At 36.9% G+C, this 24,795-nt stretch carries 24 protein-coding genes and 1 riboswitch; of the genes, 17 read left to right on the forward strand and 7 right to left on the reverse strand.

From position 1 onward, the window contains the following. Positions 1-62 precede the first annotated feature (62 nt). The 5 genes from JOE44_RS18505 to JOE44_RS18525 form a co-directional block, all read right to left on the reverse strand. The gene (locus tag JOE44_RS18505; RefSeq protein WP_209786718.1) at positions 63-944 is read right to left on the reverse strand and encodes a cbb3-type cytochrome c oxidase N-terminal domain-containing protein; all 882 of its coding nucleotides are present in this window, start codon (positions 942-944) and stop codon (positions 63-65) included. 9 nt (positions 945-953) lie between these two features. Then, positions 954-1,154, reverse strand: a complete 201-nt coding sequence (locus JOE44_RS18510) for a cbb3-type cytochrome c oxidase subunit 3 (RefSeq protein ID WP_103232097.1) — start codon at positions 1,152-1,154, stop codon at positions 954-956. Between the two features lie 17 nt (positions 1,155-1,171). Beyond that, positions 1,172-3,433: a cytochrome-c oxidase, cbb3-type subunit I gene (gene ccoN / locus JOE44_RS18515; RefSeq protein ID WP_209786719.1), complete on the reverse strand. Its 2,262-nt coding sequence runs from the start codon at positions 3,431-3,433 to the stop codon at positions 1,172-1,174. Between the two features lie 21 nt (positions 3,434-3,454). Then, positions 3,455-3,667, reverse strand: a complete 213-nt coding sequence (gene ccoS / locus JOE44_RS18520; protein WP_209786720.1) for a cbb3-type cytochrome oxidase assembly protein CcoS — start codon at positions 3,665-3,667, stop codon at positions 3,455-3,457. 109 nt (positions 3,668-3,776) lie between these two features. Continuing rightward, positions 3,777-6,155 carry a heavy metal translocating P-type ATPase metal-binding domain-containing protein gene (locus JOE44_RS18525; protein ID WP_209786721.1) on the reverse strand — a complete coding sequence of 793 codons (2,379 nt, stop codon included), beginning with the start codon at positions 6,153-6,155 and terminating at the stop codon, positions 3,777-3,779. An 88-nt stretch (positions 6,156-6,243) separates the two neighbouring features. Between JOE44_RS18525 and JOE44_RS18530 the strand changes: the two genes are divergently transcribed. From JOE44_RS18530 to JOE44_RS18600, 15 genes are all read left to right on the forward strand, one after another. Next, positions 6,244-6,957, forward strand: a complete 714-nt coding sequence (locus JOE44_RS18530) for a Crp/Fnr family transcriptional regulator (RefSeq protein WP_209786722.1) — start codon at positions 6,244-6,246, stop codon at positions 6,955-6,957. A gap of 61 nt (positions 6,958-7,018) precedes the next feature. Continuing rightward, positions 7,019-7,834, forward strand: coding sequence for a 3-methyl-2-oxobutanoate hydroxymethyltransferase (gene panB, locus JOE44_RS18535; RefSeq protein WP_047381678.1), 816 nt, complete (start codon positions 7,019-7,021; stop codon positions 7,832-7,834). A gap of 3 nt (positions 7,835-7,837) precedes the next feature. Beyond that, on the forward strand, positions 7,838-8,155 hold the full coding sequence (locus tag JOE44_RS18540; protein ID WP_209786723.1) for a hypothetical protein: 318 nt from the start codon (positions 7,838-7,840) through the stop codon (positions 8,153-8,155). A gap of 11 nt (positions 8,156-8,166) precedes the next feature. Then, positions 8,167-8,844 carry an RluA family pseudouridine synthase gene (locus tag JOE44_RS18545; protein WP_209786724.1) on the forward strand — a complete coding sequence of 226 codons (678 nt, stop codon included), beginning with the start codon at positions 8,167-8,169 and terminating at the stop codon, positions 8,842-8,844. Positions 8,845-8,865: 21 nt separating this feature from the next. Then, a complete protein-coding gene (locus JOE44_RS18550) occupies positions 8,866-9,708 on the forward strand; it encodes a hypothetical protein (RefSeq protein ID WP_209786725.1) in 843 nt (280 codons plus the stop codon). 106 nt (positions 9,709-9,814) lie between these two features. Continuing rightward, positions 9,815-9,910: riboswitch (TPP riboswitch) on the forward strand. A 58-nt stretch (positions 9,911-9,968) separates the two neighbouring features. Beyond that, on the forward strand, positions 9,969-10,175 hold the full coding sequence (thiS, locus tag JOE44_RS18555) for a sulfur carrier protein ThiS (protein WP_105684220.1): 207 nt from the start codon (positions 9,969-9,971) through the stop codon (positions 10,173-10,175). Positions 10,176-10,199: 24 nt separating this feature from the next. Further along, on the forward strand, positions 10,200-12,011 hold the full coding sequence (gene thiC / locus JOE44_RS18560; protein ID WP_209786726.1) for a phosphomethylpyrimidine synthase ThiC: 1,812 nt from the start codon (positions 10,200-10,202) through the stop codon (positions 12,009-12,011). Further along, entirely contained in the window at positions 12,008-12,595 is a 588-nt protein-coding gene (locus JOE44_RS18565) for a thiamine phosphate synthase (RefSeq protein WP_209786727.1), read from the forward strand. Before thiC ends, JOE44_RS18565 begins: the two co-directional genes overlap by 4 nt. Continuing rightward, entirely contained in the window at positions 12,571-13,308 is a 738-nt protein-coding gene (locus JOE44_RS18570) for a hydroxymethylpyrimidine/phosphomethylpyrimidine kinase (protein WP_209786728.1), read from the forward strand. The genes JOE44_RS18565 and JOE44_RS18570 overlap by 25 nt, the downstream gene beginning before the upstream one ends. Positions 13,309-13,313: 5 nt before the next feature. Beyond that, on the forward strand, positions 13,314-13,928 hold the full coding sequence (locus JOE44_RS18575) for a thiamine phosphate synthase (RefSeq protein ID WP_209786729.1): 615 nt from the start codon (positions 13,314-13,316) through the stop codon (positions 13,926-13,928). Further along, positions 13,925-14,701, forward strand: a complete 777-nt coding sequence (locus JOE44_RS18580; protein WP_209786730.1) for a thiazole synthase — start codon at positions 13,925-13,927, stop codon at positions 14,699-14,701. Before JOE44_RS18575 ends, JOE44_RS18580 begins: the two co-directional genes overlap by 4 nt. Before the next feature lie 9 nt (positions 14,702-14,710). After that, positions 14,711-15,829, forward strand: coding sequence for a 2-iminoacetate synthase ThiH (gene thiH, locus JOE44_RS18585; RefSeq protein WP_209786731.1), 1,119 nt, complete (start codon positions 14,711-14,713; stop codon positions 15,827-15,829). Positions 15,830-15,976: 147 nt separating this feature from the next. After that, positions 15,977-16,687 (forward strand): HesA/MoeB/ThiF family protein, encoded by a 711-nt coding sequence (locus JOE44_RS18590; RefSeq protein ID WP_209786732.1) that lies wholly within the window; start codon positions 15,977-15,979, stop codon positions 16,685-16,687. Positions 16,688-16,908: 221 nt separating this feature from the next. After that, complete coding sequence (locus JOE44_RS18595) at positions 16,909-17,340, forward strand: transposase (protein ID WP_209784502.1); 432 nt, start codon at positions 16,909-16,911, stop codon at positions 17,338-17,340. A gap of 14 nt (positions 17,341-17,354) precedes the next feature. Then, the gene (locus tag JOE44_RS18600) at positions 17,355-18,203 is read left to right on the forward strand and encodes an IS3 family transposase (protein ID WP_209785203.1); all 849 of its coding nucleotides are present in this window, start codon (positions 17,355-17,357) and stop codon (positions 18,201-18,203) included. A gap of 62 nt (positions 18,204-18,265) precedes the next feature. Here JOE44_RS18600 and JOE44_RS18605 read toward each other — a convergent pair whose 3' ends face one another. Then, positions 18,266-20,494 carry an outer membrane beta-barrel protein gene (locus JOE44_RS18605; RefSeq protein WP_209786733.1) on the reverse strand — a complete coding sequence of 743 codons (2,229 nt, stop codon included), beginning with the start codon at positions 20,492-20,494 and terminating at the stop codon, positions 18,266-18,268. Positions 20,495-20,677: 183 nt separating this feature from the next. After that, positions 20,678-22,801: an outer membrane beta-barrel family protein gene (locus tag JOE44_RS18610; RefSeq protein WP_209786734.1), complete on the reverse strand. Its 2,124-nt coding sequence runs from the start codon at positions 22,799-22,801 to the stop codon at positions 20,678-20,680. Between the two features lie 189 nt (positions 22,802-22,990). Here JOE44_RS18610 and JOE44_RS18615 point away from each other — a divergent pair, with 189 nt between their 5' ends. Beyond that, positions 22,991-24,010, forward strand: a complete 1,020-nt coding sequence (locus JOE44_RS18615; protein WP_209786735.1) for a histidine kinase — start codon at positions 22,991-22,993, stop codon at positions 24,008-24,010. Beyond that, entirely contained in the window at positions 24,003-24,680 is a 678-nt protein-coding gene (locus JOE44_RS18620; protein ID WP_209786736.1) for a LytTR family DNA-binding domain-containing protein, read from the forward strand. Before JOE44_RS18615 ends, JOE44_RS18620 begins: the two co-directional genes overlap by 8 nt. The last annotated feature ends 115 nt before the right edge of the window (positions 24,681-24,795 follow it).

Below are 24,795 nucleotides of genomic sequence, written 5' to 3' on the forward strand. Positions count from 1 at the left end.
TCGTTACTATTTTAATCTAATAACAAATTATGTTTTTTTCATATGTTTTCTAATTTTTTAAATTATTCTTTTTCCCAATGCGCTTCAGTTCCTTGAGGAGCTGCTCCTCCTTGAGCCTGAGTCACTGGTGGTTGTTCCTGATTGATGTGATATACATATGCTGCAATCTTTTCAATCTCTGCACCTGAAACTTCTCCGTTTTTACCGAATGCTCTCATCGCAGGGTTAGTAGGAGAACCATTCCAGTCCATGTGGAATACGTTTTTAAATAACGTTTTCTCAGGCTGGTTGATCCAGTAGTTATCAGTAAGGTTTGGTCCGATACCTCCACTACCGTCTTCTTTGTGACAAGATGCACAGTTTGTTTTGAATAATTCTTTACCTTCTGCAATGTTATCAGCTGAGTATTTAGCTGTTTCAATCGTTACAGGAGGCTGGTTTGCTTCAAATTCTTTGATGCTTGCCATTTGTTCTTTATATTCTTTTTCATATTCGCTTAACGGGTGAGCGAAGTCTGTGAAAGAGTATGCTGCAATATATACAATACAAAAAGCGGTCCCAAAATAGAATAAACCTACCCACCATTTTGGTAACTGGTTATCCAGCTCCATGATTCCATCGAAACCGTGGTCAATAAGGATATCTTTTTCTTCAGTTTCAGATTGCTTTTTGAAAGCTGCATCATACATTCTTCTCAAGAAAGGTACTTTCTTTTCAGCTAAGTAAGCTGCTTTCTCTTCCGGAGATAATTTTTTGAATTTGTTGTTCTCAATCAGGTCTCCAATAGCACTATGAATATAGGCAAGGATACCAGCGATCACAACTGTTCCCCAGAAGTAAGGCGAAGCTAGGAACGCGTAGCTTTGTACAAACAAATAATAAAAAACTATTAAAAGTCCTATTATTATTAAGATGTTTACGACAACAGGTGTTCTTTGTTTCATAAAAATAGTTTAATTTTTTAAATTAAAATTGTCATCCTCATCATCCCCAAGTGGTGCCTCTTCCTCTTCTTTGTAATATTTTTTAGGCCTGCTAAAAACATAGATTACCAGAGCAACGAAGAAAAGCATAAAGAAAATCAGAGCCAACGTCTGGTAAAAGCCAGCGTTTTCTGTATTGGATAATATATCTTTAAAGTTCTGAGGAATCATATGAACCTTTTAATGTTTTAGTTATTACTTGCTGTTTTGATTTCAGTTGTTTTGATATCAGTTCCTAATCTCTGAAGATAAGAAATAAGAGCTACAATTTCTTTTTTCTCTAGTTCTCCCTGAGGTCTCTTTGCATAAGCCTGCTTAAGGTCATTTGCTTCAGAGAAGATATCTTTTACAATTTTTGCTGATTGGTTATTAGCCCATTTGTCTGCAGAATCGATTTGAGCCTTAGTATAAGGTACATCGAATACATTTTTCATCAGCTTCATTTTGTCTACCATCTTAGTTCTGTCTAAGTCAGTAGCAATTAACCAAGGGTAACGAGGCATGATTGAACCAGCAGAAGTAGATCTTGGGTTATACATGTGCTTGTAGTGCCAAGAACTTGGGTTTTTACCACCTTCTCTATGTAAATCCGGTCCTGTTCTCTTAGAACCCCATAGGAATGGTCTGTCGTATACGAATTCTCCAGCCTTGGAGTATTGTCCGTTCTTACCGTTGAATCTTGTGATCTCATCTCTGAACGGTCTGATCATCTGAGAGTGACAAGCATTACATCCTTCACGGATATAAATATCTCTACCTTCAAGTTCAAGCGGTGAATAAGGCTTCACTGCAGAAATGGTAGGTACACTTTTCTTAAGAGATAGTGTAGGGATAATTTCAATTGAACTACCGATAGATATTGTAATGAAAGATAAAATACCTAGTAATACAGGAGTTCTCTCTAACCAAAGGTGAGTTCCTTCTCCTTCTTTTCTGTTCTTGCTGATGTTTGCCAATGCAGGAGCTTCAGCAGGAACTTCTTTCTGGAATGATCCTTTTCTTACCGTAGCAATTACGTTTACGATCATTAAGATAGATCCTGAAATATAGAATAAACCTCCTACGAATCTCATTTTAAAGTAAGGAATAATTGCCGTTACAGTATCCAACCAGTTTTTCCATAATAATGTTCCATCCGGGTTGAATTGCTTCCACATTAATCCTTGTGTAAATCCTGAAATATACATTGGTACTGCATAGAAGATAATTCCTAAAGTACCTAACCAGAAATGCCAGTTAGCTAATTTTACAGACCAAAGTTTTGTTCTCCACATAATTGGTACCAGATAATAGATAACCCCAAATGCCATGAAACCATTCCATCCAAGAGCTCCTAAGTGTACGTGACCGATAACCCAGTCCGTAAAGTGACCAATTTTGTTGATGTTTTTAGTTGCCAAAAGCGGCCCTTCAAACGTTGCCATACCATAACAAGTAACAGCTACTACGAAGAACTTAAGGATAGGATTTTCTCTTACTTTATCCCAAGCTCCTCTTAACGTAAGAAGACCATTTAACATTCCTCCCCAAGATGGTGCAATAAGCATGATAGAGAACCCTGTTCCTACCGCCTGAGCCCAAGCTGGAAGAGCTGTATACTGAAGGTGGTGAGGACCAGCCCAGATATATACGAAAATTAATGACCAGAAGTGAATAATAGACAGTTTATAAGAGAATACCGGTCTGTCTGCAGCCTTCGGAAGGAAGTAATACATTAAACCTAGAACCGGTGTCGTCAATACGAATGCAACCGCATTGTGACCATACCACCACTGTACAATAGCATCTTTTACCCCTGCATATGCTGAATAAGATTTCCAGCCTGTGAAAGATAAAGGTACTTCAAGGTTGTTGAAGATGTGAAGCATTGCTACTGCAATCCATGTACCGATGTAGAACCAGATGGCTACATAAAGGTGTCTTACTCTTCTCTTCGAAATAGTCAGGAACATATTGATACCAAAAATGATCCATGAGAATGCGATCAATATGTCGATCGGCCACTCGTGTTCAGCATATTCTTTAGAGGTATTGATCCCCATAAAGAACGTAACGAACGTAGCAACGATCATAAACTGCCAAGTCCAGAAATGTAACCAAGACAAGGTGTCACTGTACATTCTTGTTTTTAATAATCTTTGTAATGAGTAATAAATACCCGTGTAAACGATGTTACAAACGAATGCAAAGATTACGGTATTGGTGTGCAACATTCTGATTCTACCAAAACCAAATGCACCATGAGTGTTTATTAACCCTTCAATATTACCGGATGCCAAACTTTTAATGGTTGTGTCATCTGTCCCGAAAAAGAATTCAGGTAATTCAGGGTAGAAAAGCATTAATGCCGCCGTAAGCCCGAACGTAAATCCAATGAGACCGAAAACTAAGGTCGCATAAAGGAACGCACGGACAATACTATTGTCATAACTAAACTTCTGTGTTTCCATATCAACTATTCACTATTTTTCTCAATTTTTATTATTTTCTCCTATTTCTTTCTCGTCTTTATTTTTGTCGCCAGTTTCATCATTTTCTTTGATTTTTTCATCATCAAAAAGGATTCTGACAGCAGGAGATTCATCATCTTCAAACTGTCCTTTTCGGGCATACACTATAAATACGACCAAGAAAATCGCAGCTAAAGAAACACTGCAGAGGATCATTAAATATAGAATATCCATTGGACAACAAAATTAACCTATTTTCGGGGTTCAAATTTAGTGAAAAATAATGACATTCATCACGAAATGCCGATTTCAGCTAATTTAAAATCAGTCTAAATAAGGGCTTTTACGCCTGTTTTTTGAAATGTTTACGACCTAATATCCAGGTTGAAAGTGTAGTAAAGGTAACCACCGTGATCGAGCTGATTGGCATGATGATTGCAGCAAAAAGCGGATGCATATGTCCTGTAACAGCGTAACTTAAACCAACGATATTGTATAGGAAACTGATTATAAATGTCATTTTCACAATGGTGATAGAGCCTTTGCAAACGTTCAGGTAATGGTCAAGAGTTACCACTTTATCACCGTTCATAATGACATCAGAAGATGGGGTGAAACTATTGGTGTCGTCTGCAATAGCAATTCCTACATTACTTTGTTTTAAAGCTCCTGCATCATTAAGACCATCTCCAAGCATAGCTACTTTCATATGCTGATCCTGAAGGTTTTTGATATAATTCAGTTTGTCTTCCGGGCTCTGATTAAAGGCCATTCCTTTGTAATTCGGGATAAGCTCTTTCAGCTGGTTTTCTTCTGAGGAATTGTCTCCGCTCAGGATAAATATTTTGTAGTGGGTGAGTTTTGTGAAAAGTTCTCTCAGTTTCGGGCGGTACTCGTTTTTAAAGATAAACTTACCTAAATATGCACCGTTTTTGCTGATATAAACTGCTGTTTCAAGGTTTTTAGGCTCTTGGTTGTTATAACGGGCAGAACCAATTTTATAAAGATTTCCTCTTACGCTGGCTTCATATCCTTTTCCGGAAATTTCAACATAATTCTCTACCGGGAAATAATCATCATTTACTTCAATGAATTCATACAATGATTTTGAAAGCGGGTGATTGGAGTTCTTTAATAATGTTTTAATATTCAGAGAATCAAACTCATTAATTTCATCTCCCTCGTATTTGATATTGGATTTCTTTCTGTGGGTAATCGTTCCAGTTTTGTCAAAAACAATGGTATCGAGCTTCGCGATTTTTTCAATCGTTAAAGTATCTTTTACATAAAACTTATTTCGACCTAAAATCCTCATAATGTGTCCGAAAGTGAATGGTGCAGACAACGCAAGAGCACAAGGACATGCAATGATCAGGATGGCTGAAATAACCTGGAACATTTTGTTTAAATCAATAAAATACCAATACGTTCCGGCAACTAAAGCGATACCTAAAATGATGAATGTGAAATATTTACTGACGTTATTTGTTAACGTGTCAAGTCCTGTTTCGTGTTTTTTAAATGCTTCTTTATTCCAAAGCTGGGTTAAATAACTTTGGTCTACGTTTTTAATCACTTCAAGCTCTAAAGAAGATCCGATCTGTTTCCCTCCCGCGAAAATTTTATCTCCGGGTTGTTTACTGATGCTTTCGCTTTCTCCGGTGATGAAACTGTTATCAATATTTCCTTCTCCGTTGATCAAAATTCCGTCAACAGGGATGATTTCCTGATTTCTAACCAGAATTCTATCACCCACTTTTATTTCAGACAGTAAGATATTATCCTGTTTTCCTTCGAAATCAACTTTCGTTACGGCAATCGGATAGAAAGATTTGTAATCTCTGTCATAGGAAAGAGCATTGTACGTTCTTTTCTGGAAAATTTTCCCGAGAAGCATGAAGAATAAAAGTCCGCAAAGGGTATCGAAATATCCTGGGCCATAATCTGTTACCACTTCATAAATACTTCTTCCGTAAAGAACAAAAATTCCTAAAACAATCGGAACATCAATGTTGACGATCTTGTTTTTTAAACCATACCATGCAGATTTGTAATAATCTGAAGCTGAGTAGAAGACCACAGGGGTTGCCAGAAGGAATATTAAAGTTCTGAATAAACCTTTATAGTGTTCCATCCAATAATCTTCCCCTCCGATATATTCAGGAAAGGCAAGGAACATTCCGTTACCGAAAGCAAAGGCTGCAATGGCAAATTTTACTAATAAAGATTTGTCGAGATGATCTTCATTTTTATCAGCAGTTTCAAGGCTGATCACTGGTTTATATCCCAGATTGGTTAAAAATTTAGCGAGTTCGCTTAATTTCAGATCGTTATGATTGAATGAGATCTGTAAGGTCTTCCTTGTAAAGTTGACCTGCGAATATTTGATGTGGGTATTTAAAGTATGAAGACTTTCCAATAGCCAGATACAGGAAGAGCAATGAATTACAGGGATTTTGAATGTAACAAGACTGGTGCTTCCTTCAGAAAAATCAGTAACTTTTTCAAAGATTTCCGGCGTATCCAGATAGTCAAATTGAGTAGAATTTTCATCATTCGGACGAATTCCCGCTCCTTTATTAAGCTCATAGAAATTGCTTAAATTATTTAAATTTAGAATTTCGTAAACAGACTTACATCCATTACAACAGAAAGTCTTTTCATTAAATAAAATTCTCTCTTTTTCTATCCCTTGACCACAATGAAAACAGTTCTCGCTCACCCCATAAAATATTGAACTACAAAATTATAACAAATTTTTTTGTTTATCGTGTTAAAAAGTTCTATTTTTGTGATAAATATCATATAAAATGCCGCAGGAACAACAGATAGCAATTGAAGAGAGGTTCGCCAGAGTTTTTAATGATAAATCATTTAAAGAAAGACTTTCTAGCGCAGATTTTGAAAAATACATTAATGGCAAAAAGAAACTGAGTTTTCAGAAACATGATACCATTTTCGAGGATGGTGAAACTCCAAAAGGAGTATATGTTCTGGAAAAAGGGGCTGCCAAACTTTCAAAATCAGGAGCATTCGGGAAGGATCAAATTTTAAGATTTATCAAAGAAGGGGATATCATCGGCTATCGTTCTTTGCTTTGCGGGGAAAATTTCCAGGCCAAAGCAGAAGCAATGACAGATATTGAATGTGTTTTCTTACCAGCGGATATCTTTATGTATCTTTTGGAAGTAGACCCACAGCTGTCTTTCGTAATGCTTCAAAAAATTTCTTACGAATTAGGAGAATCGTCCAATACCATTACTTTCCTTGCCCAGAAAACGGTAAGAGAAAGACTGGCAGAAATTCTGCTGCTTCTGGAGCAGAAACTGGGGGTAGATCCTGAAGGTTTTATCAAAATCTCATTAACAAGGGAAGAAATTGCCAATATTATCGGTACCGCTACAGAAAGTGCCATCCGTCTCATCTCAGAATTCAAACAGGATAGTCTGATTGAAGTGGACGGAAGAAATATCAAGATCTTAAACCACGACAAACTCATGAAACTCGGTCACGTAGTTTTATAAATCATACAAAAACTTAAGTCGGCTGAAGGCCGACTTTTTAACTTTTAAAAATAGATAAATTATGTCTGTTCACTCTGAAATTAAAAAAGTTACGACTGAAACCTTGCGTAAGATGAAATTCGACAAGGAAAAAATAACAATGCTTACAGCCTATGATTTTACCACGGCAAAGATGGTAGATGCAGGTGGAGTAGATGCTATTTTAATTGGAGACTCTGCAGCGAATGTAATGGCTGGTTTTGAAACTACATTGCCTATTACGCTGGATCAAATGATCTATCATGCCCAAAGTGTGGTAAGAGGAACCGACAGAGCTTTGGTGGTAGCAGATTTACCTTTCGGAACTTATCAGAGTAATCCTGAAAAAGCATTGGAATCTGCGGTAAGAATGATGAAGGAAGGTGGAGCACATGCTGTGAAAATTGAAGGCGGAAAGGAAATTTCCAAGTCTATTAAAAAAATTATCAATGCCGGAATTCCGGTAATGGGACATTTGGGGCTAACACCACAGTCCATTTATAAATTCGGAACGTATAAAGTAAGAGCTAAAGAAGAGGCGGAAGCTGAAAAACTGATTGCGGATGCACAGCTTTTGGAAGAATTAGGCTGTTTTTCTGTCGTATTGGAAAAAATACCTGCAGAATTGGCGAAAAAAGTTACAGAAAGCATTTCTATCCCTACCATCGGAATCGGTGCCGGAGCAGATTGTGACGGACAGGTTTTGGTATATCATGATATGGTAGGAATGAACAAGGGATTCAGCCCGAAATTCTTAAGAAGATATCTTGACCTTTACACAGAAATTACAGGAGCCGTTTCTCAATATGTAAAAGATGTGAAGAATGTAGAGTTTCCCAACGAAAACGAAAGTTATTAATCCATGCAGAATCAACAACAATCTATCCAGGGAATATTATCTATCGCAGCTTTGATTTGCCTTGCTGTAGGATGGTTTAATTTATTTTCTCCGGAAATCAATCATTTACTTTCAAGAAAAGTTTTTTATGTTCTGATAGGAGCCAGCTTCTTTATTCAGGCGCCATTGCTTACTAACAAAAACTTTGTCTATGCTATGTATGCTGCCGCTGCCATCTGTGTATTGGGAGCATTCATTCCGGAAGATTCAAAACTTTCTGCACTAAAAACAGTAGGACTTCTGGCAGGAATTATCCTTTCATTATCCAATAGAAGAAGATAGACGGAAGAAATATGAAGGAGCAGATTATATATGAAGATAACCATCTTCTGGTGATTAATAAAAAGGTAGGTCAGCTTGTACAGGGTGACAAAACCGGAGATGAATCACTATTAGAATCCATCAAGAACTTTATAAAAATAAGAGATGCTAAGCCGGGAAATGTTTTTCTCGGCTTGGTTCATCGTATAGACCGTCCTACATCCGGGCTGGTAATCTATGCAAAAACCTCCAAAGCGCTTTCCCGTCTTACGCAAATGGTGAAAAACCGTGAAGTGAAAAAGACCTATTGGGCGGTTGTAGGAAAAGAAATGATCCCACAAAGCCAAAGATTGGTCCATTACCTGAAGAAAAACGAAAAAAACAATAAAGCCATTGTTTTTCCGAAAGCTACTGAAGGTGCAAAAGAAGCCATTCTGACTTATCATGTGATCAAAACATTAGACAATTATTTGTTGCTTGAAATTGACCTTGAAACAGGAAGACATCATCAGATCAGAGCACAATTATCTAAAACAGGAATTCCGATCAAAGGCGATCTGAAATATGGAGCTTCACGTTCCAACCCGGATGGAGGAATTAATCTTCATGCAAGAAAGCTGGAATTTATTCATCCCGTTACCAAAGAAAATATTGAAATTACAGCTCCGGTGCCGCAAAATGATGCGATCTGGAGAGCTTGTGAAGAATAAGCATATCATAACAACTATACCATGAAATTCAAATCACTTTTATTAGCCACATTGCTGGTTATGGCATCTTGTTCAGACAATGATGAATTGCCGGTTGATCATTCGCAACAGACGATTAATAAAAATACTAGTAAAATATCGTGGAATTATCCTGTTTTGTCACCTGTCTTTAATGGATTGGAACAAAATTATATGTTTGAATATGATGCTCAGGGAAGAATTAGTAAAAAAACAGGAGGAATTTTGAAGTCTACAGGAGCTTCGGGGGCTCCGGACCGATTTACAAATCTGATTTATACTAAAATATCTTATACGGGAAATACAGCTGTTGTAGGAAGTTATAGCTCAGATCCATCATTTAATGCTCAGTTGAATGAAAGGAAATTTGAATTTGATAATCAAGGTAGAGTTGTTAAAGTAGTTATTCCACAGGTTAATAATTCATATATGGATAAGTATTTGACCTATACTTATGATACTTCAGGAAAATTAATTGAGATTTTAACTGAATATCCTAATGTTCCCTACGATCCGACTGACCCTCAAGATTATATTTTGACCTACGTAGAAAAGTTTATTTATAATAATTCAGGAAATTTAGAAAAGGCAACTAAAACTGAAAAGCATAATAATATTGATGCTTATATTACGAATGAAATTACATTTGATAACTTCGATGCTGCACAAAATCCATTTAAGAATTTAGGTATTTTTGAAGATTATTTCTATTTGTCATTATCAAAAAATAATCCTCAAAGAATGATCTCAAAAGAATATAAACCTTATAGTTCCGAATTTTTTCTGAGCCAATCAAATTGGACTAATCAATATAATTCTGATGGAAGCTTGAAGCTTTTTTACTAAAGAACTATTTAAAATAAAAATGAAGACTGTCTCAAAACCGAGATGGTCTTTTTTCATTATAAGCAAAAATCAATTTTGCTTATTTCAAAATAATGTCTAACTTCGTTCCCAACTTTAGGGGTGTCTGTATCAACAGACTGAGACTTTACCCTTTGAACCTGATCTGGATCATACCAGCGTAGGGAAAAGTAGATGACTTTTGCTGTACATTCTATTGTACAATAATGGCCATTCCTAAAGTATATTTAAAATTATTAGGAATGGAACTTATAATCAACCACACCCGAAAAACATTTGATGTACTTCCTGAAAACCTGGAAGCATTACTGGCTATTGAGCTACCCGGAAAGAAAAAGGGTATTGCTGTAGCCCTCAACAATCGCATTATTCCCCTGTCAGTCTGGGCGGAAACCATCCTTAACAATAACGATTCAGTTTTAATCATTACTGCCACTCAAGGCGGTTAATTCTCATATTTAATACCAATACTTATGGCTCACTCCATTACATGTTCGCCATTTCCGAACTCAAAGAAAATCTATGTTGAAGGAACATTACATCCTATCAATGTAGCAATGCGTGAAATACAGCTTAGCCCAACCAAACTTAGCAATGGCGGCTTTGAACATAATGCTCCAGTAACCATTTACGACACTTCAGGACCTTATACTGACGAAAATGCAGTTATTGACATTCAAAAAGGACTTCCGAGAATCAGAGAACAATGGATTCTGGATAGAAATGACGTGAATATTCTGGAAGGAATTACCTCAGAATACGGAAAAGCCCGTTTAGCAGACCCACGTCTTGATGAACTGAGGTTTTCCTATGACCATAAACCTAAAGTGGCGCAGGAAGGAAAAGAAGTTACCCAGCTTTATTATGCAAAACAGGGAATCATTACTCCGGAAATGGAATACGTAGCGATCAGAGAAAATCAAAGAATTGAACAGCTTGATTCCGTATCAAAAGAAATGGCTTTTCAGCATCCGGGACACAGCTTTGGAGCAAATACTCCGAAAAGTAAAATTACTCCGGAGTTTGTAAGAGACGAAATTGCTGCCGGAAGAGCAATTATTCCTAATAATATCAATCACCCTGAAAGTGAACCGATGATCATTGGAAGAAATTTTCTGGTGAAAATCAATGCCAATATCGGAAACAGTGCTGTTTCATCCAGCATTGAAGAAGAAGTAGAAAAAGCGGTTTGGGCCTGCAGATGGGGAGGAGATACTATTATGGATCTTTCAACCGGAAAAAATATTCACGAAACAAGAGAGTGGATCATCAGAAACAGTCCGGTTCCAATTGGTACCGTTCCTATTTATCAGGCATTGGAGAAAGTAAAAGGTGTTCCGGAAGATCTGACATGGGAAATTTTCAGAGATACTCTGATTGAACAGGCAGAGCAGGGCGTTTCTTATTTCACTATTCATGCTGGTGTTCTGTTAAGATACATCCATTTAACCGCTAAAAGAGTAACCGGAATTGTTTCCAGAGGAGGATCAATCATGGCGAAATGGTGTTTGTTCCATCATAAAGAAAGCTTTTTGTATACTCATTTTGAGGAGATCTGCGAGATCATGAAGAAATATGATGTAGCTTTCTCTCTGGGAGACGGTCTTCGTCCCGGATCCATTGCAGATGCCAATGATGCCGCTCAGTTTGCAGAACTGGAAACTTTAGGTGAACTGACAAAAATTGCATGGAAACATAATGTACAGGTAATGATCGAAGGCCCGGGCCACGTTCCGATGCATATGATCAAAGAAAACATGGAAAAACAGCTGGAAGAATGCCATGAAGCTCCATTTTATACTTTAGGTCCTTTAACGACGGATATTGCACCAGGTTATGATCATATTACCTCAGGAATCGGGGCGGCGATGATCGGTTGGTTTGGCTGTGCGATGCTTTGTTATGTAACACCAAAAGAACATTTAGGCCTTCCGAATAAAGATGATGTAAAAGTTGGGGTAATTACTTATAAACTGGCAGCCCATGCGGCAGACTTAGCAAAAGGTCATCCGGGAGCACAGTACAGAGACAATGCATTAAGTAAAGCCAGATTTGAATTCAGATGGGAAGATCAGTTTAATCTTTCATTAGATCCAGAGACGGCAAGAGCTTATCATGATGAAACACTTCCGGCAGAAGGAGCAAAAATTGCCCATTTCTGTTCTATGTGCGGACCGAAATTCTGCTCGATGAAAATTACTCAGGAAATCCGTGAGTCTGCAGAAAAAGGAATGCTGGATAAGTCTCAGGAATTCATTGAAAAAGGGAAAGAAATTTATATATGATTCTCGTTATTACTCCTGAATTGATTGTCCCGAACGAAACAGGTTTTATTAATCAGATGTTTCAGGAAGGACTAGACCTTCTTCATATCCGTAAACCATGGATTACTCGAGATGAAATGATTGAGTTTATCAGCCAAATTGATGACATTTTTCATTCACAGCTGGTATTGCATACTCATTTCGATCTGGGGAAAGAATATAACATTTCAAGGTTTCATTTCAGGGAGATTGATCGGAAGGAAGAAGTATACAAGCCTTTTGCAGAAGAAAATATCATTTCAACTTCAGTGCACGATATTACAACATACAATACTTTGGACAAAGAATGGGATTATGCTTTCATAAGCCCTTTCTTTCCAAGTATATCCAAAAAGGGCTATGGACTTGATTCTACTATTAAGCATGAAATAGCACAGCGGAACAATCCGGATGTAAAATTGATCGCTCTTGGTGGAATTGACCAGAATAATATCCACGAAGTTTTCGAAACAGATGCCGATGGAGCAGCTTTGTTAGGGGCCATCTGGGAAAGTGAAGAACCTTTAAAAGTATTCAAAGAATGCAGGAACGTCCTTATGTCATAAGTATTGCGGGTTTCGACCCTAGCGGAGGAGCAGGTTTGCTATCAGACAGTAAAACCTTTGAACAATTAAGGGTGATGGGACTGGGAGTGTGTACAGCATTGACATTACAAACCGCTTCCCAATGCCTGAGTCTGGAATGGCGTCCTGTAAAAGAAATCACAGAAGCGATTCAGGTGTTGATGGAAAATTATCCGGTTTCAGCAGTGAAAATCGGAATTGTAAAAGATGCAGAATTTCTAAGTAAGATTGTAGAAACAGTTAAAGAAAGCAATTCTGAAGTAAAAATCGTTTGGGATCCTGTTCTGAAAAGTACTTCCCAATTTACTTTTTTTGATCTTGAAACACTTCCTCAATTAAAGAATACGGTTAATAAACTTAGTTTAATAACTCCCAATTATAACGAATACAGTGTTTTAAAGGAAAATAATCTTTTACCGGATACTCATCAATGTGCATTACTGATTAAAGGTGGCCATAGAGAAGATCATTTAGGAACGGATGTGTTAGTTGAAAATGAAAAAGAAACTCTTTTACTTCCGCGGGAAAAAAGTACAGCATATTTTCCTAAACATGGTTCCGGCTGTGTTTTATCTTCTGCCATCGCAGCAGAGCTCGCCAAAGGTGAAAATAGGGAAACGGCCTGCCGGAATGGGAAATCATACATTGAAAAATTTTTAAAAAGCAATCCCACTTTACTGGGAACGCATTCATAGAAAATATGGAAAAATTACAATACATATCACAGGGAAATACAAAACAGGAACAGGAGCTTCATATCCGAAAAGCCTTGGACAATGGAATCCAATGGGTTCAGGTTCGATGGAAAAATGCTCCGGAAAATGAATTGATCAGTCTCTGTGAAATATCAAAACAGCTTTGTTCAGAATATCATGCAGTTTGTATCATCAATGACCATGTACAGCTGGTAAAAGAAATAGATGCTGATGGTGTGCATTTGGGATTAAATGACAGCTCTATCGAAAAAGCAAGACTGATTTTAGGTGAAAATAAAATCATTGGAGGAACAGCGAATACGCTTTCAGATGTCATTCAAAGAATTAAAGAATCCTGTGATTATATTGGTTTGGGACCATTGAAATTTACCACCACTAAAGAAAAGCTGAGCCCTGTTCTTGGGTTTAAAGGGTATCAGAATATCATTGATGGATTAAGAGAAAAATCAATAGATATTCCCAAAATATTTGCCATCGGAAGTGTTACCCTTGAAGATATTTTACCGTTACAGAAGATCGGAATTTATGGTGTTTCCGTTTCAGGGCTTATTACCAAGCAGCCTACCATTATTAAAGAACTAAACAAAGTAATGATATGAACAATCAGAAATTAGAAATAGCAGGAAGAATTTTTGAATCAAGACTGTTTTTAGGAACAGGAAAGTTCGGAAGTCTCACAGATATGGTGCAGTCTGTCATTGCATCAGAAACCGATATGGTGACTATGGCTTTGAAAAGAATTGATGCCCGGTCCCATGAAGATAACCTGCTTGATTCTTTAAGAGAAACCAATGTTCATCTTCTGCCTAATACTTCAGGAGCAAGAACGGCAAAAGAAGCAGTATTAGCCGCACAGTTAGCCCGGGAAGCACTGGAAACCAACTGGGTGAAACTGGAAATTCATCCGGATCCAAAATACTTGCTACCAGATCCTATTGAAACCCTATATGCCACTGAAGAACTGGCTAAACTGGGATTTGTAGTAATGCCTTACATTCACGCTGATCCTGTTTTGTGCAAACGCCTTGAAGATGCAGGAACGGCCGTGGTAATGCCTTTGGGAGCACCAATTGGAACGAATAAAGGATTAAGAACACAAGACTTTTTGGAAATTATTATCAGCCAAAGTAATGTTCCTGTAGTAGTAGATGCGGGAATCGGGGCACCATCCGATGCTGCAAAAGCAATGGAAATGGGAGCAGATGCTGTTTTGGTGAATACAGCCATTGCCGTTGCAGGAAATCCATTGAATATGGCTGTTGCTTTTAAAGAAGGTGTGATTGCCGGAAGAAGAGCGTTTGAATCAGGATTGGGAGCAATCGCCAACCATGCTGAAGCTTCAAGCCCGCTCACTTCATTTTTATTTGAATAAATCTGACTCATGAAAAGCTTTAAAGATGTTTTTGAAAACTACCAATGGGATGAGGTAAAGAATAAGCTTGAAAAAGTAAGCTTGTCTGATGTAAGATACAGTCTTCAAAAAAAGAATAAAACGCTTGAGGATTTCCTGAATCTCCTGTCGCCGGCCGCTTCTCAGGAACTGGAACTGATGGCAGGAATGACACAGATGCTTACCCAAAAAAGATTTGGAAAAACCATTCAGCTGTATGCACCGCTGTACCTCAGCAATGAATGTCAGAATATCTGTACCTATTGCGGATTCAGTCTGGATAATCATCTGAAAAGGAAAACTCTTTCCGATACGGAACTTATGATTGAAGCATCGGTTCTGAAATCAATGGGTGTGAACCACGTATTGCTGGTAAGTGGAGAAGCCAATAAAATAGTAGGAGTTCCTTACTTTCAGAATGCTGTCCGCAAGTTAAGACCTCATTTTTCCAATATTTCCATTGAAGTACAACCCTTAATGGAAGAAGAATACAAACTGCTTCATGAAGAAGGCGTGCATTCCGTTTTGGTGTATCAGGAGACATATCATCAGGATGTTTACAGAGAATATCACCCGAAAGGAAAAAAATCAAATTTCCATTTTCGGTTGGAGACACCGGACAGGATAGGAAGAGCAGGAATCCATAAAATTGGACTGGGCGTTCTTCTTGGACTTGAAGACTGGAGAGTGGATAGTTTTTTCAACGCGTTACACATAGATTATCTCCAGAAACAATATTGGAAAAGTAAATTCTCGGTTTCCTTTCCCAGGCTCAGACCGGCTGAAGGAATTATTGAACCGAATTTTATTATGGAAGACAAAGACCTCCTCCAACTTATTTGTGCCTACAGAATCTGGAATGAAGACCTTGAAATTTCTATTTCCACCAGAGAAAATGAGGTCTTTAGAAATAATATAGTATCTCTGGGAGCAACAGCCATGAGTGCCGGTTCAAAAACAAATCCGGGAGGCTATGCTGTAGATAAAGAATCTCTGGAACAGTTTGAAACCAGTGACGAGAGAAGTATGGAAGAGATTAAAATCATGATCAAAAAATCGGGTTACGACCCTGTTATGAAAGACTGGGATTCTGTGTATAGTGGATTTTAAAATTTTTAAACCATTAAGAAATTTGAAGAAGTGAAGGTTATTTAAGAAAAATCGAAGATTTTTAAGCCACTATCTTTTTTGAAGCGAAGCTCAACTTAAGTTTCCTTACAAACTTAAAGAATCTTAATGGTTCAATTATCATAAAGTATGAAAAAAGAAGATAACTTTTCACGGTACAGCCGGCAGATATTTATCGAAGAAATAGGGCTGGAAGGGCAAAAGAAAATAATAGATTCCAAAGTTCTCGTTATTGGCGCAGGAGGATTGGGAAGTCCTGTTATACAATATCTGGCTGCTGCAGGAGTGGGCACTTTAGGCGTTGCAGATTTTGATGAGGTGGAACTTCATAACCTGAACAGACAGATTATTCACACTGAAAACAGCGTAGGATTATCCAAAGTGAAGAGTGCCGAAACATTTGTAGAAAAACTTAACCATCAGGTTGCCTTTACAGGAATCGAAGAGAAAATAAATGAAAATAATGCTGAAAAAATACTTTCTCAGTACGATGTTATTATTGACGGTTCAGACAATTTTTCAACAAGATATCTGGTGAATGATACTTGTGTAACATTGAGAAAAACGCTTGTTTATGGCAGTATTTTAGGATTTTCCGGACAGGTTGCAGTTTTCAATCATCACGGAAGTAAAAATCTTAGAGATATTTTCCCTGAACCGCCTTTTGATGAAGAGATGCCGGATTGCGACAGCCTTGGTGTTTTAGGCGCTTTGCCAGGAATAATAGGCAGTATGATGGCTCTTCAGACTTTAAAAATTATCACCGGCCTTCCCGTACATATAAATCAGCTTACATTGATAGAGGCAATGGATTGGAGATTTCAAACAATAGATTTTTGATCTAAATATAAACACTAATATCACTAATGTTTTCACAAATAACACCATTTTAATATCAATAGAAACGGGCTTTAGCCCGTTTTCCTTTTTAGAATACCATCCATAGGCTTTAGCCAAAACCTATATTCCATACAAAAAAGAGGCGGTCACCTTAGGTGCCGCCTCTTTTATTTTATCTCATGTCTCGTCCTAACATAGCGTTACACAAAAAAAGTAATTTTATGGAATCATTTCACAATCAGTATGTAAAACGTAGCCAAAAGGATTACAGCGTCTCCTTTAAATTGGCGGTAGTAAAAGAAGTAGAGAGTGGCAGTATTGGCAATCGTGCAGCAATGCGTAAGTATGGTATTCAAGGTCACGGCACTATAACGGAATGGCGAAGAAAATATGGTACCTTTGATATAGACAACCGCTCCCAACATAAAGCTATGCAAACACCTGAACAAAAGATTAAAGAGCTGGAAGAGAAGTTAAAACGTCTGGAACGTCATAACGAATATCTTGAAACCCGTTTAACGGAATCGGAAGACAAAGCCGCTATTTTGGATAAATTGATAGACCTGGCGGAGGAAGAATATTTGATTCCGGTAAGAAAAAACTCCTTTCCCGATCAATCCAGCATCTCAGCAAAGAAACAAAAAAAACGATAAGTTATCTTTGTAGATTGGTCGGGATCAACCGACAGCACTATTATCGAAGCTTTTGGCTTAGAGATCAAAAACAAGCCCGGGCTGACCAAGTGATTACACTGGTCAATAACCTGCGTTTGATGATGCCTCGTGTGGGTACAAGAAAGATCTATCATATGCTGGCGGACTCTCTGCATACATTACATGTGGGACGAGATAAACTTTTCAGCATACTCAGAGCCAATCATATGCTCATAAAACCCAAAAGAAACTATCGAATAACCACCAATTCCCATCATCGATTCAGAAAGCATAAGAATCTAATAGAAAATATGCCATTGGAACAGCCGGAACAAGTATGGGTTTCAGATATCACTTATATTGGAGGGCGAGACAGGAATTGCTATCTGGCTTTGGTTACAGATGCTTATTCTAAGAAAATAATGGGATATGACCTTTCTAATAGTTTGGCAACTGAGGGATCTCTGCGGGCCCTGAATATGGCTATAAAGAGAAGAAATTATAAAAAAAGCTTAATTCATCATTCCGACAGAGGGTTACAATATTGCAGTCATGTTTATCAAAAAATATTGAAAAAGAAAAATATCAGACCCTCAATGACTGAAAGCTATGATCCTTATGCAAATGCTATTGCAGAAAGAGTAAACGGAATACTCAAGCAAGAGTTCTTATTAGAAGATTATCAGGTAAATATACAGACAATGAAGCTATTGGTAGAAGATGCAGTTCACATTTATAATACCAAAAGACCACATTGGTCGTGTTATATGAAAACACCGGAGCAGATGCACAAACAAAATAGTGTAAAAATAAGAACGTATAAAAACAAATATAGTTGTCGGGAAAACCCAACAACTATATAATAAATATTAGTATTTTTATCCTATTAATATGTAACGCTTATTTAGGACTAGTCATCAAAAAATTATTGTCCCTGCTGCATTACGCCGCCGTTATCTTCTTTTTTGGTCTGGTTAAGAATATTTGGATCCTCTTTCGCCAGTTTATTTCTTGTTGGAATTTTATAATTGATAGAAAGCCCGAAGTTTCTTGTATCATATTTACTATAGATCATTACCGGAGTTCCTGATGGTGGGTTAGAACGTACCTGCATCATCTGTCCATTGAAAATATCATTCGCAAAAACAGAAAGTGTCAAACGGTTGTTCATAAACTTCTTCGTCAGTGTAATATCAAGCGAGTTGTTGAAAGGCTTCTCTGCTGTAAAGTAGAAATATCCTGCTTTTGGCGTCAGATAGCTGTAATTGGCTGTCAGTTTGATATCTTTAGGCAAAATAATCTGCGTCATGATATTGAAAATCCAGAATCCTTTATTGTTCAGATTGTCGATTTCATGTTTCTGATAACCTGCATATAAGTACATGAAATTAATTTTATCAGGATTAAAATTAAACTTCATAATCTCGCTCAAAGGCTTGCTGAAAATCATAAAAGGAACGGGTAATCCCACATTGAAATTGTGAATTTTCATATTTGAAATGTTCACCTGCTCATTAAAGAGTTTTCTTCCGTCTTTTCTGATGATCTGTGCCACCTGATTGCTTGCCGAACTTACACTATATCCGATAAATGCATAATCAAAAGCGGATATTTTTATTTCATAATTATCAAAAATAGTAGGTTGTAGATTCGGGTTACCATTTACTTCCGTACTTGGTCCGGAGAACGTCACGTTATTCGGGTTTAAGGCAGAAATACTTGGTAAGCTGATTTTTCTGTTGTAATTCGCGGCAATATAAACCTGATTCATCATGTTATACTGTACACTTGCATTCGGGAAAAACTTAAACTTATTGAAGGGAATCAAATTCGCTTCCACCAGTTTTGCATCCTTATCAAAATATCTTGTTACTCCGGAAATATCATAGTTTTCAGCACGCGAACCCAAGGTGAAATCAAACTTTTTCAATTTAGCCTGAAACTCTAAATAGGTTGAAGCAGTCTGTCTCTGATATTCAAGATTGGTTAGGCCAAAACTTTTTGTATCATAATCCTGTTTTTCATACAATCCGCCAAAGCTTACTTTTCCACCATCAAGAAGTTTGATAGGCTGGGCATAATCTACTTTAAAGTTGGCAATATTCATGACAGATTTATTATTCAGAATATCTTTTAATCCATTAGTAGGACTATCGAGAGGTTCAGTGGGATACTCTACAAATGTCCCATCCTGAAAGTAGTTATCCTGAGCAAATTTGCTGTCTGATCTTGTATACCCAAACTGAAAGTCGAGTTTTTGAGATTTGTCGGCAAAACGTTTCTGATACGTTACCACAGCTTCCTGTCTCAAATTATCGGTATGAGCAACATCCGAAGATGTATAAAAAGCTTCTCTTAAATCTTTCAGATTTCTCTTGAACGGTAAATCTCCATGCCCGTCACTTAAAGTGTAGTTGTCATTATTGTTGTGATAAATATCGTAGTTTAATAATAATCTGTCCTGTCCTAAATCAAAAGTCAATCCGGATTTTGCAAAATATCCCCGTGCGTATCTATCGGTATGGCTTGTTAAAAGCTCATCCTGCTGGCCATTCAGCATACTTTCACGGTAATTCTGTCCTACGTTCAGCTGCCATCCGAAATATTTATTTCTTGCATTTAAATTAACAGAATTGGTTGTTCTGCTTCTGTATTTGTCATAATTCGTGAAAGAATAATTCCCCGAGTAAGTAGCTGTTAAATATTTATTGGCATTTTTGTTGGTGATAATATTCATGATAGCACCTCCGGAAGTAGCCGGGAACTCAGCTCCAGGCTGGGTAATTACCTCAATTCTTTCTACAGAATTAGCCGGCATTCCTTCCAGGAAGGAGTTCAGCTCATTGGATGTGATGTTCAGAGGTCTTCCGTTAAGATACACTTCCAGCATTTTTCCCTGATACATCATTCCTGCAATGTCCGTAGATACAAGCCCGGGAAGTTTTTTAATTCCTTCCAGAACGTTTCCATTATTCAGTTGAGGTTGCTCAGAAAAGTCAAAAATAGTACGGTCCGCCTTTTGTTCAACGGCTTTTTTAGTTTTAGTGATGACAATACCTTCAATTTGTTTCTCTTTAGAAGTTGTATTGCTCTTTTCCTGAGAGAAAACCAGCATAGAACTTACCAGAGATAAAGCGAATATAGTTTTTTTCATAATGTTTTTACTACTATTCGGTTAGACGATGAAAAACAAATTTTGTTACAATCAGCACAGTAATTTTATTTATTTCAATGAAGAAAATTCAATAAAATCATATTCTGCAGAAGAAGTAAAAAGCCTTCTTAATACTGCCGAATAGCTATTCCCTGCAATAACAGGAATTCTTGCTATAAATTATTATTGTGCTCGATCTTTTTCTTCAAAATTGATCGCTCTTTTGTTCGATTTTACTTTCTGATTCCCAAAATTGTAGGTGATACTTAATGTCAGTCTTCTCGCATCCCAATAGTTGTTGAATGATTGTGTATTATCTGTAAAATACAGATCAGCCTTAAATCCGGATTGTTTAAAAATATCACTCACTGAAAGATTGACCTGCAGGGCTTTTTCCACAAAGCTCATTTTTGCTCCCGCATCAAAACTTGCTACGCCTTTGATGGAAGCGGAGCCGTCTCTCGAGGGAAGATTATGCCAGTAATTGACAAATAGCATGAAGGTCTTAGCCTTGTTCAGCTGGAATGTATTGTTGAGAGAATAATAAAATGACTGACCGTTTTTAGGAACCAGATTAAATCTTGTAATCTGTGTTTCATTATAACTGAACGAGGTTGAAATATTACTTTCCCAGATTTTGAAAAAAGTATCTGTATAATTGAAATTGATCCCGTAAATATTCTGGTTGTAATAGTTTTCATAGGTACTGATAAGATCAATGCCGTTCAGGAAGGAAATCTGGTCAAAATTATTCTTTGTTCTCTGATAATAAAGATTGGCTGAGAATTTATTTTTAAAAATATAATTGAATTCAATATTATGATTAAAAGAAGGTTGCAGACTTGGGTTTCCGGCATAATACGTATTAGGATTAGAATACCATCGGAACGGATCTAAAGCCCGGAAATAAGGACGGTTGATTCTGCGGGAATAGTTAATACTGAATTGGTTATCCTGACTGGCTTTATAAGAAACATAGGCTGTAGGGAAAAATTTTCCGTAATTATTCTCGGATTTAGACTGGGTAGTAGGAGAGAATCCATTGGTTTGTGAATATTCATAACGTAATCCTGCTTTCACCGACCATTTTTCACCAAGATCTTTACTGGCACTGACATAAGTGGCATAATTTTTTTCATTATAATCAAAAAGATTGCTCTTTGCAGGATCTATGATATAATTTCCATGGATGAAATTGAAATATCTAATGTCAGAATTATTAGAAAACTGACTGTATTTAGCGCCGGTTTCCAACTGAATTTTTTTTAAATTTAAAGTCAGATCAGCCTGCCCTAAATAGATTTTATAGTCTACACCAGAAAGATTTCTTACCGTCTGTATTGAATTATCAGCAACATTTCTTGTGGTAAAATTGACCTCCGTATCAGGAAGGTTTCCATAATAATTGGTACCAAAACTTAGCTTATGTTCTCCCATTTTCTGGTCAAAATACAGATTAAGCATTTGGGTTGTATATGGAGAACGATGCTTTGAATCCGTCTCTGTTTGTAAAGTAGGCGTACCATCTGTAAAGTAACTTTGTGTTGAATTGATATCCATATTGGTATGGCCCTTTGTAATATCGTATACCAATCCGATATTGGAGTTTTTAGAAAGTGAATAATCAAAATTGGCATTCAGGCCGAGTCCGTCATTCATATCCCTTCTCTCATTTCTGCTGATAGAAGAACTTTGCCCTATAATTCTATAATTTTCTACCGATTTTTTGTCACCATCATATCCCATCAGCTTTACGGAAGCTTTAATCTTTTCATTCTGATAATTTATTCCTGCTACCGTACTGAATGCAGCATATGTTTTTTGAGTGTAATTAGTAGTCAGGTAGACGTTCCATCCAAGATTCTGATTCTTTTTAAGGACAATATTAATGATTCCGCTATTTCCCTGTACTTCATACTTGGCAGGCGGAGTCGTGATCACTTCAACTTTCAGGATGTTTTCAGAGCGAAGGTTTCGGAGATAGTTGATCAGTTCAGATCCGGAAAGATTAAGCATCCGGTCATTTACCATGACAGAAACTCCATTTTTTCCTGCAATGGAAAGAAGTCCTTTGCTCTCATCTACCTGTAATAAAGGAGTGCCAGCCAACACCTCAGTTCCGGAACTTCCTTGTGAAAGCATAGAATTCTGAACATTATAAACAAGACGGTCTACTTTACGCTCTACCAGAACTTTCTTACCATTTACTGTTACTGCCTCAATTTTGTTAATGTTGGTAGTGTCTTTTGTTTGTGCTGTAGCAAAAGAACAAGCAAGGGTAACCATAAATAAAATGTGTTTTTTCATATGATAAATGATGGATTAAATGACGATTGTGTTACATTTCTCTGGCAAAAGTATTGGAGGTGCCTTTGAAATGAAATAGCATTTAGATGAAGGGCATGATTATGCTTATCAAAAAAGTTTCATCGGGAAAAAACAGGCTTTTATCGAAAAGGGTTAACGAATTATCCTGATAGAGATTTATCTTTGAGTATGAATAAAAAGCAAATTATCTGGCTGCAAATTATTTATTGGGGATTCAATTTTTTTGGAACCGTTATTACTCCTAATTTTTTTATACCGGAGAGCAATCGTGGTGAAGTACATATTTTGAGAATTACCTTCTTTATTGTAAAAATTGCTACCTTCTATATTTCCTATCTGTTTATATTTCCAAAGGTTTTTAAACTTGAGAAACTGTATTCAGCGGTTTTCGTTTTTATTCTGACCCTTTTGTGTTTTGCCAGCATGAGATATGCTTTGGAGGAAATGATCCTCCCTTCTACTCTTGGATTCCGGAATTATGATGAAAGAACAGGCCTTCTCTATTATTTTTTCGATAATATTTACAATAGCTCTCTGACTACTTTTATAGCTGGGATTTTATGGATACTGGAGAAATATGGTGTTGCTGAAAATGACAAAAAGCAGCTGCTGATTGAAAAGAAACAGGCAGAGCTTCAGGCATTAAAAACCCAGATCAATCCTCATTTTATTTTTAATTCATTAAATAATATCTACTCTCTTGTCTATCAGAAATCAGACAAAGCCTTGCCAGCAATTGAAGAACTGGGACAATTGTTAAGATACAGCACAAAGGATCTTGAAAAAGATTCAATTCCTTTGGATAAGGAAATTGGATATATTGATAGTCTGATTGCCCTGGAGAAACTTAGAATTAGAAAACCTGAGCTGTTGCTCATAGAAAAAAATATTCAGTATCCTCACCTTAAGATCTCGCCAATGCTGTTGGTTCCTTTTGTTGAAAATGCCTTTAAACATGGAGATTTCCGTGATAAAGGTTTTGAAATGAAAATCTCAGATCATGATAAAGTGCTGCATTTTTATCTTTTCAATTTTAAAACACAGAAAATGAAAGATACCGTTTCCGGAATAGGAATTCAGAATGTGAAAAAAAGACTGGAAATATTGTATCCCAACCATCAGCTGGAGATCAGAGATTCGGAAACAGAGTTTATTGTAGACTTAAAAATTGATTTACGCGATGAATAAGATAAAATGCATTATTGTTGATGACGAGCCACTGGCAATCTCTCTTCTTGAGCATTATGTAGAAAAACTCCCTTTTCTTGAGCTGGTATTTTCTACAGAGAACCCGATTTTGGCTTTAGAATACCTTCAGAAAAACGATTCAGACCTTATCTTTTTAGATATTCAGATGCCGGAGCTTACGGGAATCAATTTTATGAAGATTGTAGGACCTGATCAAAAATATATTTTAACAACGGCTTATTCAGAATATGCCCTGGAAGGATATGAACATAATGTTGTGGATTACCTGCTGAAACCTATTTCATTTGAAAGATTTCAAAAGAGTGCATTAAAGGTGCAGGAACGGTTTTCTTTTCCTCAGGAGGAAAATTCATATTTCTTTGTGAAATCCTCAGGACAAAGACATCGTATTGGTTTTCATGAGATTTTGTACGTTGAGAGTATCAAAGACTATGTCAATATCCGGACGGAAACCGATGAGTTTATTGTGCTGGATACGCTTAAATCAATGGAAATCCAGCTTTCCGAGAGGTTTGTACGTGTTCATAAATCCTTTATTGTCAATTTGGATAAAATAAAAAGCATTGGTGCTAAAAAAGTGAACTTTCCCGAGTATGAAATTCCCATTGGAGAAAGTTATAGAGCAGGTCTTCTGGATAGATTAAAGTAAAATTGTAAGTTTTGGCTAAAGCCAGATGTATTTTATAATTTTAAATGTGGGCTAAAGTCCGCTCCTATTGAATTTATTAGCAGGAATTTTTGGTATGATAATAAAAAAAGACGAC

The sequence above is a fragment of the Chryseobacterium sp. PvR013 genome (assembly GCF_017833095.1).
GTDB lineage: Bacteria > Bacteroidota > Bacteroidia > Flavobacteriales > Weeksellaceae > Chryseobacterium > Chryseobacterium culicis_A.